We start from the raw sequence: 14,047 nt of genomic DNA on the forward strand, positions 1-14,047 counted from the left end.
TCATCCTACGTCTTGTAATGCTTCAATGTCGCGCAAGGATTGGAGCTGTCCGCGTTCTTTCCTGCGGGCGACGCGCCGTTGAAGGCGGGCGAAACGCCGTTCCTCCTTGGCAGCTACGTAATCATCCTTCATTTCTTCAGGTGTTGCAAAAATCGCACTGCCGGGAACCGTCGTGCGCGGTTCTGTGACGTGCCGCACCTTGGCGCGCTCCAGACTTTGATCCCAGTAAGCTGCTCGCCCAGCGGAAACATCATTGAAGGTACGTGCCGTTGCACTGACGTCGCGCCAGATGCGCCAGCCCAACAGAGCAACAAAAAGCAGGGACAACGCTACTAGCGCTATCCATATCAAGATCCATGACCACCAAGGCATTTTTTGAGTCTATCCGTCGGTGCTGGGAACTGCCGGGGTGGTTTCGCCCACAGCGTCACAGCTTTCCGCGGCAGCTATCAACCAATCAGCTGTGGCCTGGCGAACGGCCTGCGGCTCCACCACCCGCGCGCGTCCGCCAAGGCGTGCCATGAGCGGTGACAGCGTGGCCGTATCACCCACGAGCAGGCGCAGGCCAACCATGTCGGCACCGAGGTCGAAGAGTATGGCGTTGTAGGCAGGGGCCAGTCGCAGTGCTGTGGTGGGTTCGGCGATGAGCTGCACCTGAACATCGTTGCTGCCGGGATCGTAAACCCCTGGGGTGGGCTGCCACGGAGTGAGAGAGGCGTGCAGGTTCTCCTGAGCCCCGGCGTCGGCCAAGTCCTTGATGTGGTCGAGCCTGAAGCTGCGCAATTCCTCTGTCTTACGGCACCAGGCGCGTACATACCAGGCCGCATCGACGGAAAACAGTTTGCGCGGCTCAATGGTGCGTTGGCTGAGTTCGTCGCGAGAGCGCACGAGATAGGTGATGGCACACGCCCGGCCTTTGGCGATGGCGTCCTGCAGGGCCGCAATGGTTCCCATCTCTTGACCCGAGACCAGCTCAAGTCCGACGGCGTCGGCAAGCCACGCATCGTTCCCCGCCACCGTGGTGAGCGATGAAATCGCTTGCTCGAGGGCCCGCGCTTGTTGACTGTCGGGGATGGCCGTGAGAGCTCGAAGCCCAATGAGCACGGAAGAAGCTTCCTCTTGCGTTAGTCGCAGCGGGCTGGCGAGCGTTTCGGCGTCACGGATGAAGACCTGACCGGCCTCGGTGGTGACATCCATGAGGTCACCGTGGTAGTAACCGGGCAGGCCGGTGACGTTGAGTGTGTCCTTGTCTTTGGCCCATTGTGCGGCCGTGATGGCAAATTCGGCCATGACTTCGGCTTCATCCACACCGGGATTAGCCACCAGGAAGGGAACCATGGACAGAAGCCTGATGAGCCTGTCCCGAGTGTCCTTTTTCTTGGCCGGGGACGGGGCCATTTTGGTCCCCCAGTTGAGATCATCCATGCCGTCGGTTGAAATCGCCGCTGCGGCGGCGGCGTGCAAACGCATAACGACTGCCTCACGAAGATCGGCTGGGTCTAGAACCAACGCCTGGTCACCTAGGGACGCAACGTCGTCGGCCATGAGTTCCGGTTCCCGGTAACTAACACGCAGCACATCCCACCCCGGCCGGCTCCAGGCTGAGCCTGTCTGGATTTCGGTCCCGCTGCGTCCGCGTAAGGCATGGGCCGCATCCTGGGGAACGGCAATCTGGGCGGTGTGCAGTTCTCCGGTTCCGAGCTTGTCCAACACGCTGGCAATGGTAAATCCGGCGGTCCTGACAAAGGTGTCAGTTGCATGAACCTGCACCTTGGAGGTGATGCGTGAGAGCCGGAAACTTCGCTGCTCGGACTTGCCCAGATCCCATGCCGCAAGGTACCACTGACCGTATTTGTTCCCTAGACCCAGTGGCTGCACTGTCCGCGGACTGCTCTGCGTTGAACCGGAACGGCGGTAATTGAACGTTACCGGGTGACTGCTGCGCAGTGCCGTCCACATGGGCTCGAAGGCTGGCTCCGCCGTGCGAATGCGCGACTGGGAGGTGGTTTCATCCTCGTACCAACCAGTTCCGGATCGCACCGCAATCTTGCGTAGTGCCGACTGTGCGGCGGCACCAAGAGTTGCCTCCACCCAAAGGTTGGCGGCAATGGACACAAGATTCATGGCGACCTGGTCGAGCCTGATTTCCGGCACCCGGTAGTCAACAGGATCAATCCTGTAAAGCACCTGTTCGGCGGCGTCGTCGCCTTGAACCTCGGATTGCCGGATGGGGATGCCCAGTTCCAGCAATGTCTTCTTGTCTCGCTCGAACATCCGCTCAAAGGCGGGCTGAACCTTGGCTTCCTCCGCGGCCGTGGCGGCGACGGCTGTGTAGCCGTTGATGTTTTCGCGGATGTATCCCTTGCTGCGTCCCAACCGGGTCCCGAGCAGGGCTATGACAAGGTTCAGGAGACGTTCGGTGGCATCAATTTTTGTGGACACATGGCCCACAGTACTAGCCAGCCGCCAAGTTGTTGATTCGAGCGCAGGTCTGTGAAGCCTTCGGCGAACGATCTCCGCTGTTAAAGAGTTTTGGCCTCCAAGCATGTGCTTGGAGGCCAAAACAAAAGTACTGCGTGTTAGCGAACTGCCACCAGGTCAACAACGAAGATCAAGGCCTCGTTTGGGCCGATTGCTCCACCGGCGCCACGTGAGCCATAGGCCAGTTCGGAGGGGATTTCCAGACGACGGCGGCCGCCCACCTTCATGCCCAACAGGCCCTGGTCCCAGCCCTGGATAACCTGGCCGATTCCGGCCTTGAAGTCCAGCGGAGTACCGCGGCCCCAGGAGGAGTCGAATTCTTCACCCGTGGAGAAGGCAACGCCCACATAGTGGGTGGATACCGTGCTGCCGCGAACTACCTCGGTGCCGGTGCCTTCGATGAGGTCTTCGATCACGAGTTCCGTGGGGACCTCGTGTGCCGGGAAGTCGATTTCCGGCTTGGTGCGGTCAAAGTTGCGTGCGCCAAAAGACATGGTGCTCCTTTAGTGGTTGTATCTAGCTCTTGGATTCAATCTTAACAACAAATACCAGTGCGCCGGCCGGCTTGCCCTGTGCAGCCGCATTTTCGCCATAAGCCAACTCCGACGGGATGCTCAGCTGCACGGTTGAGCCAACCTTCTGGCCGGCGAGTCCCTTGGTCCAGCCCGGGATAACGCCCTGGAGGCTGAAGGATGCTGCCTTTCCGCTGTCAAAAGTGGAATCGAACTGCTTGCCATCGGACCAGGTCCAGCCCGTGTACAGAGCGGAGATGGAATCGGATTCCTTCAGAACTTCGCCGGTGCCTTCCGTGAGAACCTGAACAGCCAAGCCAGCCGGCGGATCGTTCTTGGGGATGGTGACGCTGGGAACGCCCTTGTCATTGAACTTGGCTACCGGAAGCTTTCCGTCCTTCTCCAACGCCGCAACGTCGTCGGCGCTCATCAGGCTCGGAGCTGCCTTGACCGCGGTGACATGGAATACGCTGAGTTCAGCGGGGACAGCAGCCGCAGACGGCGCCGCGGTTGACCCCGTCACGGCCGGTGTTCCGGGAATTCCGTAGGCAATGTACGAACCAACTTTGGCGCTGGTGAAGGTGCTGTAGACCATGGGGAACTGTGTCTTGAAAGAGTCATTGAGCGTGATGGTGTTACTGGCGCCCGTGGTAAAAGTTTCTCCTGTGACGGTTCCGTCTTCGGCGTTGAGGGCCACCTGCTGGAAGGACACGATCTGGCCGTCCTTGATCTGTTCGCCATCCCCCTGGGACAGAACCTTCATTGACTCCGCAGCAATGGCGAGCGGCTTGTCAAAGGTGACAGTGGGCGCCTTGCCCTTGCCCTGATCCGCCACCTTGACCGAGGCCAAGGCTTCGGCGTTCGCCGGAGGAATTGAAACGGATGCAGAGTCCGTTGCGGAGGTATCACTTGGCCCTTGTGAACAAGCTGTCACAAGGAGCAGCAGGGGAAGTAGCAGTGCAAGTAGTCGGCGCACAAAATCACTTTCGATTGCGGGAGTATGAGGCAAATAATTCGCGGCCCATTCAGCATTGGGAAGCCGTGGGCCGCCTACAGCCTAACGAACGAATCTGTACGGAAGCTGTTGATTTGGTCGACAAGTTCAGTATGTGGACCCAAGGGAAGCTATGAGTTCATCCACGCGGGGGTCCTGGTTCTTGAACGGGTCCTTGCACAGAATCGTTTGGTGGGAGCGGTCGTTGAGCTTTAGGTGCACCCAATCAACTGTGTAGTCGCGTCCCGAATCGCGGGCGGCGCTGACGAATTTCCCTCTCAAATGAGCGCGTGTGGTAACTGGAGCGGTCCGTGTAGCGGCGGCAATATCCTCCGGTGTTACCACCGTGGCCGTCTGGCCGCGACGGGTCAACATATTAAAGAGACCCCGCTCGGGGGAAATATCGTGATAGCGCAGATCCAACTGGGCCACTTCCGGGGAGATCCATTCCAGATTGTGTCGCTCGGCATAGGCGCCCAGGAGCTTGGCTTTGATGGCCCAGTCAATCTCCGTGTCGATCCCCGAGTAGTTCTCGCTTTCGACCGCGTCCAAGGTGCGCTCCCAGAGGTCAAGGATCTGCGGCACCATGTCATGGTGTGCGCCATGGGAGCGAACAAAGTTACTGACTTTTTCAAGGTAGTGACGCTGGATGTCGATGGCTGTCATGGTCCGGCCGTCGGCCATTTTCAGTGGGTGCTTGCCCGTGATGTCATGCGAGATCTCACGGATGCTCCGAATGGGGTTTTCAAGGCGCATGTCGGCCATGATGGTTCCGGCTTCGATCATCCGCAGGATCAAGTCAACGCTTCCCACCTTGAGCATGGTGGTGGTTTCAGACATATTCGAGTCACCAACGATGACGTGCAAGCGGCGGTACAACTCAGCATCCGCATGGGGCTCGTCGCGTGTATTGATGATGGGTCGGGACCGGGTTGTGGCCGAAGAAACGCCCTCCCAGATGTGGTCGGCACGCTGTGAGAACGCGAACTTGCCGCCCTGGTGGGCTGGCAATACCCGTCCGGCACCTGAAATGAGCTGGCGGGTGACAAGGAACGGAATGAGGATATCGGCGAGCCTGTTGAACTCCCCCTTGCGGGTGATCAAGTAGTTTTCATGGCTGCCGTACGAGTTGCCGGCAGAATCAACGTTGTTCTTGAACAGGAAAATCTTTCCCGCATAGCCTTCGGCATGCAGGCGGCCCTGAGCTTCCTCGACGAGTTCCTGCAGGATCAGCTCCCCGGCCCGGTCGTGGGCGATCAGCTGGGCAATGCCATCACACTCAGCCGTAGCGTATTCCGGGTGGGACCCAACATCCAGGTACAGCCTGGAGCCGTTAGGCAGGAAAACGTTGGAGGACCGCCCCCAGCTGACAACCTTTCGGAAAAGGTACCTCGCTACTTCTTCAGGTGACAGCGGCCGCGAGCCAGGCGCCGAAAAAGTCACACCAAACTCAGTTTCAATGCCAAAAATCCGCCGGTCCACCAGTTACTTCTCCTTAGTTGTTTTCAGCATTGTGCATTCGGGTACTAGTTGTCTTGGGAGCCATGTTGATCGGGCGCCAGTTCTTGAGCCACTTGGGCATCTGTTAGCCTCCTGAACGCCCTGTGCGAACCACGCACGCGTGTAGCATTGCGGTCCAGGATGGCGACCTCAAGAAGCGGGGCTTCAAGAGGCACAGCAGCCGAAGATCCGGCAGCATCCTTCCGCGGCGATTCCAATGCGGTCACCGCCCAGCGCAGGGCCGCTCCAAGGCTGGCTCCGGGTGTCCAGACCGTCTCCAGGACCGCCTGAACCAGGTCGGCCTTTCCACCCATGGCGAGGAAGCCGGATTCATCGGAAATGGAGCCGTCAAAGTTGAGGCGGAAGATGTGGTCATCACCTTGCCGCTCCCCCACCTCGGCAACAGCAAGCTCCACCTCAAACGGTTTTTGTTCGGCCGTGAACACGGTCCCCAGGCTTTGAGCGTAGACACTGGCTAAGCCACGTGCCGTCACATCCACCCTGTCGTAGGAATATCCGCGTACATCCGCGTAGCGAACCCCCGCCTGGCGCAGGCTCTCAAATTCGTTGTATTTTCCAACGGCGGCAAAGGCGATTCGGTCATAAATTTCGCCGATCTTATGCAGTGTGGGCGAAGGGTTTTCGGCCACCAAGGCAATGCCGTCGAGGCAACTAAGCACCACAACTGATTTGCCCCGGGCAATCCCTTTACGGGCAAAATCGGCCCGGTCCTTCATGACTTGTTCGGGGGAAACGTAAAATTGCTGAGCCATGCTAAGCCTCCCTGCGCTCAATCGTGCGTCGCGTCACAATGGTCTCCACCACGGCGGCCAACGCGTCAGGAGCAACCCGGGTGGCGCCGTCGTGCGTCACCACATAGACCACCGGCCACAACTGGCGCACCAGGTCCGGACCTCCCGTGGCCGAGTCATCGTCTGAGGCATCAATGAGCGCCTCCACGCCAACGGCGACAGCCTCGGCGCTGCTGAGCTCGGGACGCCAGAGTTTTTTCAGGGCACCGCGTGCGAATACGGCGCCGGAACCCACACTGTGATGCTCGAGCTCCTCGTAACGCCCTCCCGTGACATCATAGGAGAACAAGCGTCCGGCCGGCTCACCAGGCTCAATTCCGGCAAACAAAGGCACCACCGCGAGTCCCTGCAACGCCATGGGCAGGTTGGCACGGATCATGGCGCCAAGCCGGTTCGCCTTGCCTTCAAGGCTGAGCAGCGTGCCTTCAATTTTTTCGTAATGTTCAAGTTCCACCTGGAAAAGCCGAACAATATCGATCGCCAAACCGGCTGTGCCGGCAATTCCCAGGACGGAATAGCGGTCCGCCGGGAAGACTTTCTCAATGTGCCGGTTGGCGATCATTGAACCCATGGTGGCGCGCCGGTCCCCTGCCATTAACACGCCCCCGGCAAACGTCAGGGCCACGATGGTGGTGCCGTGCGGGGTGGCGGGCATGGCCCCTGCCGGAAGGTGGGCGGCAAACGGCAACAGGCCCGGATGACTGCGGCTCACGTGGTCAAAGAACGACGACGAGCCAGCCGCATCCAGCGCCGGAAAGTCACTCCCGTGGGCCCCCATGGCTGCTTACTGTCCGCCCTTTTGGACGAACCCGCGGACGAACTCTTCTGCGTTGACTTCCAAAACGCCGTCGATCTCATCCAGCAGATCGTCAACTCCGGACGTGGAATCCTGCGCAGCAGCCGGGGCGGGAGTGGGAAGCGGCAGTTCTTCGACCTGCTCCTCTTCGGTTCGTGAGGAGACGTTCTTCTGTTCCTGTGAAGCCATGATGCAACCTTCTAACCTGGTTCTCAGATACCTGCACCGGTACCTGCTCCCATCCTGCCACGGACGCGCCCTGATTGTGCGTTGGGCGCGGTAATCGGCTGCCTAACCGTAATGCTCGCCGCCGACAAGAACGCCGTCTTTTAGTGAACGCGGGCCGGGCCCGCCAAGAGATGGTTTAGGAAATCCTGCAGGTCATTACTCTGATCGAAGAGCTTGGCGGTCAATGCCGCCGTTCCACGCAGGGGCTCCTTGGTGGACACGCGCTGCAGCCTGCGGAGCTCAGGCAACTCAAAAATGACCGAGTCCCAGCTGGCACCCACCACGTGCGCCCCAAATTCCTGGATGCAACGGCCCCGGAAATAGGCGCGAGTATCTGCTGGCGGCTGCTGGACGGCGTGGACAATCGATTCGTCGCTGACGACGCGCTGCATTCGGCCGTGCTGCAAAAGTTTGTAGTAGAGCCCCTTCTCGGGACGGATATCAGACCATTGCAGGTCAATAAGTCCAAGCCGGGGATCGTTCCATGCCAGGTCGTCCCTGCTTCGATACTGCTGCAGCAAATTCAGTTTTGCCACCCATTCCAGTTGGTTGGCAAGGCTCATGGGGTCGCTGCCCAGTGCGGAGAGAACCTCCTCCCATTTCGCCAGCAGCGCCGCCGTGTGTCCGTCCCCTCTTTCTGGATGGCTTGAGCCATTGGCTGTGGCGTGGGCCTGTGCGGCGTTGAGGTAGAGCCATTGCACATCGAGGGCGCTGATGCGTGTTCCATCGGCCAGCAGGTGGGTTTCTTGCAATTGCCAGTCATGGCTGACGCTGCGCAAGGTGGCTACGGGGTCGGCAAATCTCAGCACCGGCGCGGTGCCGTGTTCAATCATGTCCAGCACAATGGCGGTAGTGCCGAACTTGAGGTAGTTCGACACCTGGGCCAGGTTGGCGTCACCAATGATCACATGGAGGCGGCGATACTTCTCCGCCACGGCGTGGGGTTCGTCGCGGGTGTTGATGATGGGTCGGCGGATGGTGGTTTCCAGGCCTACCTCGGCCTCAAAGAAGTCAGCCCGCTGGCTGATTTGGAAGCCAGCGCCGGAGCCGTCTTGACCGATCCCGACCCGGCCGGCACCACACATGATGGCGCGAGTGACAAAGAATGGCGTCAACCCCGCCACAATATGCGCGAAGGGTACCGCGCGCGGCATGAGGTAGTTCTCATGGCTGCCGTATGAGACGGCTTTATTGTCCGTATTGTTCTTGTACAGATTAATCGCCGGGACGCCCGGTGTTGCGGAGATGCGGCGCACGGCGGCCAGCGCCACCAAGTCTCCGGCAGCATCCCAGCGAACGGCGTCGAGCGGGTTCGTCACCTCTGGCGAGGAGTATTCCGGATGGGCGTGGTCAACGTAGAGGCGCGCCCCATTTCCCAGCACCATGTTCATCAAAAGCGGGATCGAGGAGTCGCCACTTTCGCCGCCGTCGAGGGCAATCTGCGCAGCTGTGAGCTCGGTGTCCGTGAGCTGGCTGGGGTGCGCGTCGACCCGTGGCATGGACCAACCGCGGGCGTCAGCCAGCGGGTCTTCATCCGTGTAGTCCCATCGAGTCTCGCCACCAGCGGCCGCACGGTGATTGGTCTCCCGGGAGTACGCGTTCACAACCTGCGTGGACAACCACGTTGCATTGAAAGACGTGGTTGCCGGAGCATGGATGCCGTACTCGGTCTCGGCACCCATGACTCTTACAACACTCATAGATACTGTCCGGTGTTGGGCAGCGTTTCCAGTGTCTTGCCGGGCACTTGACCTTCTTTACTTTGCACAATGGTCCGAATGTAGGTGATGCGCTCACCCTTCTTGCCCGAAATGCGTGCCCAATCATCCGGGTTGGTGGTGTTGGGCATGTCTTCATGTTCACGGAACTCATCCACCACGGCGCGGAGCATGTGTTCAATCCGGATACCTTTTTCGCCGCTCGTCAACAGATCCTTGATGGCGTATTTCTTGGCACGGTCAACCACGTTTTGAATCACGGCGCCGGAGTTGAAGTCCTTGAAGTACAGCATCTCCGTGTCACCGTTGGCGTACGTCACCTCGAGATATTCGTTGGACTTGTCCGTTGCATACATCGCCTCAACGGTGCGCTGAATCATGGCATCAACAGTTTCCTGCAAATTGCCATGGTTTGCGGACAGGTCATCGGCATGGAACGGCAATGTGGTGGTGACGTACTTGGCGAAGATGTCCGCGGCCGCTTCGGCGTCCGGACGCTGAATCTTGACCTTTACGTCCAACCTGCCCGGACGAAGAATCGCCGGATCGATCATGTCCTCACGGTTGGATGCGCCAATGACAATCACGTTGTCAAGACGTTCGACGCCGTCAATCTCACTAAGGAGCTGGGGGACGATCGTGGTTTCAACGTCCGAGGATACGCCCGTGCCGCGGGTGCGGAACAAGGAATCCATCTCGTCAAAGAAAACCACCACGGCACTGCCATCGGATGCCTTTTCCCTGGCGCGGCTGAAGATCAACCGGATCTGCCGCTCGGTTTCACCCACGTACTTGTCCAGGAGCTCTGGACCCTTGATGTTCAGGAAGTAACTCTTCTGGTCCTTCACACCTGAGCGTTCAGCAGCTCGCTTGGCCAGCGAGTTGGCAACAGCCTTGGCGATGAGCGTTTTTCCACACCCCGGCGGACCGTAGAGCAGAATGCCCTTGGGTGGCTTTAGGCCATGTTCGCGGTACAGGTCCGGGTGCAGGAAGGGAAGCTCCACGGCGTCCCGAATTTGCTCAATTTGTGACGCCAGTCCGCCAATGTCGGAGTAGGAGATGTCCGGGACCTCCTCGAGGATCAGGTTCTCCACCTCCGAGCGCGGAATTTTTTCCAGGGCGTAGCCTGTGCGTCCGTCGACGCTCAGGGCATCACCAACCTTGACCAGCCCACCCTGGAGGACACTGGCGAGTCTAACCACACGCTCCTCATCGGCCCTGCCAATCACCAGAACTCGCTTTGACCCCAGCAGTTCCTTCACCGTGACCAACTCACCCACCTGTTCAATGCCCAGGGCGGCAATGATCGTGAACGATTCGTTCAGCAGGACTTCCTGCCCCACGCCGAGGTCATTCATCCGCAGCAATGGGCTGAGCCCTACCCGCATTTTGCGTCCGGACGCGTAGACGTCAACACTCTCGTGGGTCGCAGCTGTGCTGACACCGGTGGCTGTGCGGGCCGGGTTGAGCGTAAGGACGGTTCCAAAGCTGTAGGGAGGTTCGCCGTCGTTCTCCAACGCCGAACGCAGCTTCATAATCTCGCTCTTGGCAGTCTCCAACATGGCCACGAGCTTGGAGTTGTTCTGCGTGGCCGAGGCAAGCTGGCGGTCCAGATTGCGCGATTTATCACGCAGGACGTTGAGCTGGCGCTCGAGCACAGCCTGCTGCGCGGGGCCCGTGCTGTAACGGTCCCCGGCAGTACCGGGCACAGGGTTGACCGAGGGAGGTGCGACGCCGTCGCTCGCCTCATCGGGGGTGGAGTGCGTTGAGTCGTTCATGACCTTGTATCCTTCCGCAGCCGTGGCCTGCTGGTACTGCCGATCTTAGTGCTACTGGTCGCCGTTACCGTCGTGGCGGGCTTCCGTTTCCTCGGACTGTTCCTGGTTTCGCTTAGTCTGCACCGTAGAGGAGGCATCCCGGGCGGCGCGGCGCAATTTCTTGTCCGAAACCGAACGCTCGCCCACGGCCGCAGGTGTCCAGGCATCAAGATCTTCCTGGGCAAAATCGGTCTTGGATGCGCGGCGCTTGGGCGACATGCCCGTCACGCCATCGGCCAAACGGCGGGTCACCATGAGGAAACCGGTGTGGGCCACCATGCGGTGGTCCGGGCGTACTGCCAGGCCTTCGAGGTGCCAGCCGCGGACCATGGATTCCCAGGCGTCAGGCTCGGTGAAGCGACCATCGGCACGAATGGCCTCGGCGGTGCGGGACAGCTGGGTGACCGTTGCTACATAGTTGATCCAGACACCTCCGGGAGCCAGTACGGTGGCTACGGCGTCAAGGCATTCCCAGGGGGCAAGCATGTCAAGGACAACGCGGTCGATGCTGCCAGGTTCCTCCTGCGCAACAACCTGATCCTGGAAATCCCCGAGAGAGATCTTCCAAGCGGGGTGCGGTCCACCGAAAATGGTTTCTACGTTCCCACGGGCAATATCGGCAAATTCCTGACGGCGCTCAAAGGAGTGCAGGTACCCGTTGTCGCCAACTGCGCGCAGCAGCGAGATGGAAAGTGCACCGGAACCAACGCCGGCTTCTACAACACGGGAACCGGGGTAAATATCACCCATCGTGATGATCTGGCCGGCGTCCTTGGGGTACACCACGGCAGCACCACGGGGCATGGAGAGGACAAAGTCGGAGAGCAGGGGGCGCAGAGCCTGGTACTGCTGGCCAACATTGCTCTCGACCATGGAGCCTTCCGGGGCGCCAATGAGCAGATCGTGATTCAAGAAGCCCTTGTGCGTGTGGTAGGCCGTGCCCGGTGTCAGGGTGATGGTGTTCATGCGGCCGCGCTCGTCCGTGAGCTGCACTCGCTCCCCAGCCCTAAACGTTCCCCGGCGAGCTGCCGCCCCATGTGGTGCTGCGGAGTTGATGGCTGAAGTGGCTGCGCCGGGCGTTTTCTCGGCGTTGGAATCCTGGTGATTCATGGCTGGTCCTGTCGTTTTGGTACTCAAGATTATATGGACGGCCGGAACGTGTCCGCAGGTGGGAACGTTGGCCGCAATGGTTATTGCTTGTGGTCCGGTATGTCATGGACCGGTAAAAACTCAGTCGGCCATCAATGAAGAGGCTTGCCGGTAATGGCTGCAACCACTTTTGCTTGGCTCAGAAGCCCGGTGATCTTGCCTTCAAGGTTGATCACCGCATACTCACTGTCCGGAAGCTGTGACAGATACTGCACCAGCTCTGCCCCGGCTGCTACATCAGGCACATAGGCTCCCTGTGAGAGCTGGCGCGCCACCGCCGTGGCCGCAGTGCTGGCCGCAGACTCTGGCGGTACGTGCGCCAAGGCGTACTCATCGACCACAGCGGCGGGCCTGCCGTCGGGACCAAAAAGCACTATCGGCTCGTTGGGGTACTCGCCCCGCAGGGTCCAAAGCTGGGCCACGGTGCACGCACTTGACGCGCTCACGGCTGGAGTGGCCAAGGTACCGGCTGAAATCTCTGGAAGTCGCAGGCGGATGCCGGCACCCTTGATGGATGCAGTGGCTCCCATCCACAGAAATCCGGCCAACAGGATGACAATGAATGAGGTTGTGAAATCCGGAGTTGAGCCTGTCAGGTACGGTCCACCCAGTGCCACGGCGAGGATGATGATGACGATGACCCGCCCGGCCCAGCCTGCGGCCACCGTGCCCTTTTCCTGACTGCCCGTTGATTTCCAGACGATGGACTCCACCAAACGTCCCCCGTCGAGGGGCAGTCCTGGCAGCACGTTGAAGAAGCCGATGAGCAGGTTCGCCCAGATAAAGATATTTGCCAGCAACATGGCAATCGCCATGCCCAAGGAAACCGGTCCTGCCTCGGAGTTGGGCAGTCCCAACGTCACGAGCCAGCCCAACCCGGCGAGAACAAAGTTCGCGATTGGTCCGGCAAATGCCACGACGAGCGCCTTGCCCGGCGTTGCCTTGCTGAAATCAAACTCGGTGTGTCCACCCCACAGGTTCAAGACGATCTTGTGGGTTGTCCAACCAAACATCTTGGCCGCCACGGCGTGTGCCAGCTCGTGCATGAGCACCGAAAAAAGTAGCAGCAGCGCATAGGCGAAGGCCACGGCATAGGCCCCTGCGCCAAGAGTCGGGTAGATGTTTTGCAGCTGGGGTCCAAAAATCAAGACCGTGACCGTGGCGATGAGAAACCAGGAGTTGGCCAAAATAATGGGGGTGCCCCGCACCGAGCCGAGAACCAGCCCCTCGCGACGGGTCTTGGCGCCCTGGGCAGGACCGCTCACAGAGCAGCCCCGGCGGAACGGGAGTGGGCGGCGATAACGTCGGTGACGTCATCGCCGGTCTTCCCGGCAAGGGTTTCCCAGGTGGTCCAGCGGGCGTCCTCTGCCAGTTCAACGGCGTTCGGGATGGCGATCGTGGCTACACCTGAGGCAACTGCTGAAGCAACCCCTGGAACAGAATCTTCCAACGCGGCGCAATGGGCAGCGGTGATGGCCGGATCGTTTTCACGTAGCAGTTCAATGGCTGTGAGATACGGCTCGGGGTGGGGCTTGCCGTTCGTGACTTCATCACCGGTCACAAGGAATTCAAAGTACTCAGCCTCAAGGGAATTTACCACCTCGGTGGCGAGTGCGCGTTCGCTCATCGTCACCAACGCACAACGTACTCCCCGTCCGTGCAAGTCGGAGAGTAATTCTCGAGCTCCTGGCCGCCACGGAATCTCCCTGCGGATACAGGCAACAACCTCAGCGGACAGGTGATCGATGATCTCGCGCACCGAAAGTTTCACACCGGCACCTTGAAGAATTTTTGCGGAATCGCCAAGTGCGTTGCCCACCAAGGTGTGGGCCATGTCTTCATTCCAGTAACCGCCGTGGGCGGTAACAAGGGCAATTTCGGCGGCAATCCAGTAGGGCTCGGTGTCCACCAGGGTCCCGTCCATATCCCACAGGACGGCCTTGAGGACGGGGGTAGTCGAAGTCGCAGGGTTCACAGCGGAAGAAGGAGCAAGCATGCCACCAGTCTACGTGGAGTGAAAGGTGCAACCGTTTACCGGCC

12 protein-coding genes and 1 pseudogene are annotated in these 14,047 nt (G+C 59.9%); all 13 read right to left on the minus strand.

Going from position 1 to position 14,047, the window contains the following annotated elements:
• Complete coding sequence (locus BLV41_RS07050) at window positions 1-372, minus strand: hypothetical protein (RefSeq protein ID WP_074711158.1); 372 nt, start codon at window positions 370-372, stop codon at window positions 1-3.
• Window positions 373-381: 9 nt separating this feature from the next.
• Window positions 382-2,442: a helix-turn-helix transcriptional regulator gene (locus tag BLV41_RS07055; RefSeq protein ID WP_170835436.1), complete on the minus strand. Its 2,061-nt coding sequence runs from the start codon at window positions 2,440-2,442 to the stop codon at window positions 382-384.
• Window positions 2,443-2,579: 137 nt separating this feature from the next.
• Window positions 2,580-2,975, minus strand: a complete 396-nt coding sequence (locus BLV41_RS07060) for an FKBP-type peptidyl-prolyl cis-trans isomerase (RefSeq protein ID WP_074711160.1) — start codon at window positions 2,973-2,975, stop codon at window positions 2,580-2,582.
• Window positions 2,976-2,997: 22 nt separating this feature from the next.
• Entirely contained in the window at window positions 2,998-3,969 is a 972-nt protein-coding gene (locus BLV41_RS07065) for an FKBP-type peptidyl-prolyl cis-trans isomerase (RefSeq protein ID WP_074713160.1), read from the minus strand.
• A 126-nt stretch (window positions 3,970-4,095) separates the two neighbouring features.
• Entirely contained in the window at window positions 4,096-5,469 is a 1,374-nt protein-coding gene (pafA, locus tag BLV41_RS07070; RefSeq protein ID WP_074711161.1) for a Pup--protein ligase, read from the minus strand.
• A gap of 44 nt (window positions 5,470-5,513) precedes the next feature.
• Window positions 5,514-6,260 carry a proteasome subunit alpha gene (prcA, locus tag BLV41_RS07075; protein ID WP_074711162.1) on the minus strand — a complete coding sequence of 249 codons (747 nt, stop codon included), beginning with the start codon at window positions 6,258-6,260 and terminating at the stop codon, window positions 5,514-5,516.
• Window position 6,261: 1 nt separating this feature from the next.
• Window positions 6,262-7,077 carry a proteasome subunit beta gene (prcB, locus tag BLV41_RS07080; RefSeq protein WP_044575883.1) on the minus strand — a complete coding sequence of 272 codons (816 nt, stop codon included), beginning with the start codon at window positions 7,075-7,077 and terminating at the stop codon, window positions 6,262-6,264.
• 6 nt (window positions 7,078-7,083) lie between these two features.
• Window positions 7,084-7,284, minus strand: a complete 201-nt coding sequence (locus BLV41_RS07085) for a ubiquitin-like protein Pup (protein WP_044575880.1) — start codon at window positions 7,282-7,284, stop codon at window positions 7,084-7,086.
• 140 nt (window positions 7,285-7,424) lie between these two features.
• Entirely contained in the window at window positions 7,425-9,023 is a 1,599-nt protein-coding gene (gene dop / locus BLV41_RS07090; protein WP_074711163.1) for a depupylase/deamidase Dop, read from the minus strand.
• Window positions 9,020-10,699: pseudogene (gene arc, locus BLV41_RS07095) on the minus strand (proteasome ATPase); the annotation flags it as partial. The pseudogene arc and the gene dop, both read right to left, overlap by 4 nt.
• Before the next feature lie 171 nt (window positions 10,700-10,870).
• Window positions 10,871-11,968, minus strand: coding sequence for a tRNA (adenine-N1)-methyltransferase (locus tag BLV41_RS07100; RefSeq protein WP_074711164.1), 1,098 nt, complete (start codon window positions 11,966-11,968; stop codon window positions 10,871-10,873).
• Between the two features lie 131 nt (window positions 11,969-12,099).
• On the minus strand, window positions 12,100-13,272 hold the full coding sequence (locus BLV41_RS07105; protein WP_074711165.1) for a site-2 protease family protein: 1,173 nt from the start codon (window positions 13,270-13,272) through the stop codon (window positions 12,100-12,102).
• Complete coding sequence (locus tag BLV41_RS07110) at window positions 13,269-14,003, minus strand: HAD family hydrolase (RefSeq protein WP_074711166.1); 735 nt, start codon at window positions 14,001-14,003, stop codon at window positions 13,269-13,271. Before BLV41_RS07110 ends, BLV41_RS07105 begins: the two co-directional genes overlap by 4 nt.
• Window positions 14,004-14,047: the final 44 nt, after the last annotated feature.

It is taken from the genome of Arthrobacter alpinus (assembly GCF_900105965.1).
Taxonomy (GTDB): Bacteria; Actinomycetota; Actinomycetes; order Actinomycetales; family Micrococcaceae; genus Specibacter; species Specibacter alpinus.

Bases quoted from the DNA above. Each gene is read 5' to 3' on its own strand.
- BLV41_RS07085 (WP_044575880.1), bottom strand. From the start codon at position 7,284: ATGGCTTCACAGGAACAGAAGAACGTCTCCTCACGAACCGAAGAGGAG.
- BLV41_RS07110 (WP_074711166.1), bottom strand. From the start codon at position 14,003: ATGCTTGCTCCTTCTTCCGCTGTGAACCCTGCGACTTCGACTACCCCC.
- dop (WP_074711163.1), bottom strand. From the start codon at position 9,023: ATGAGTGTTGTAAGAGTCATGGGTGCCGAGACCGAGTACGGCATCCAT.
- BLV41_RS07060 (WP_074711160.1), bottom strand. From the start codon at position 2,975: ATGTCTTTTGGCGCACGCAACTTTGACCGCACCAAGCCGGAAATCGAC.
- BLV41_RS07050 (WP_074711158.1), bottom strand. From the start codon at position 372: ATGCCTTGGTGGTCATGGATCTTGATATGGATAGCGCTAGTAGCGTTG.
- BLV41_RS07100 (WP_074711164.1), bottom strand. From the start codon at position 11,968: ATGAATCACCAGGATTCCAACGCCGAGAAAACGCCCGGCGCAGCCACT.
- prcA (WP_074711162.1), bottom strand. From the start codon at position 6,260: ATGGCTCAGCAATTTTACGTTTCCCCCGAACAAGTCATGAAGGACCGG.
- prcB (WP_044575883.1), bottom strand. From the start codon at position 7,077: ATGGGGGCCCACGGGAGTGACTTTCCGGCGCTGGATGCGGCTGGCTCG.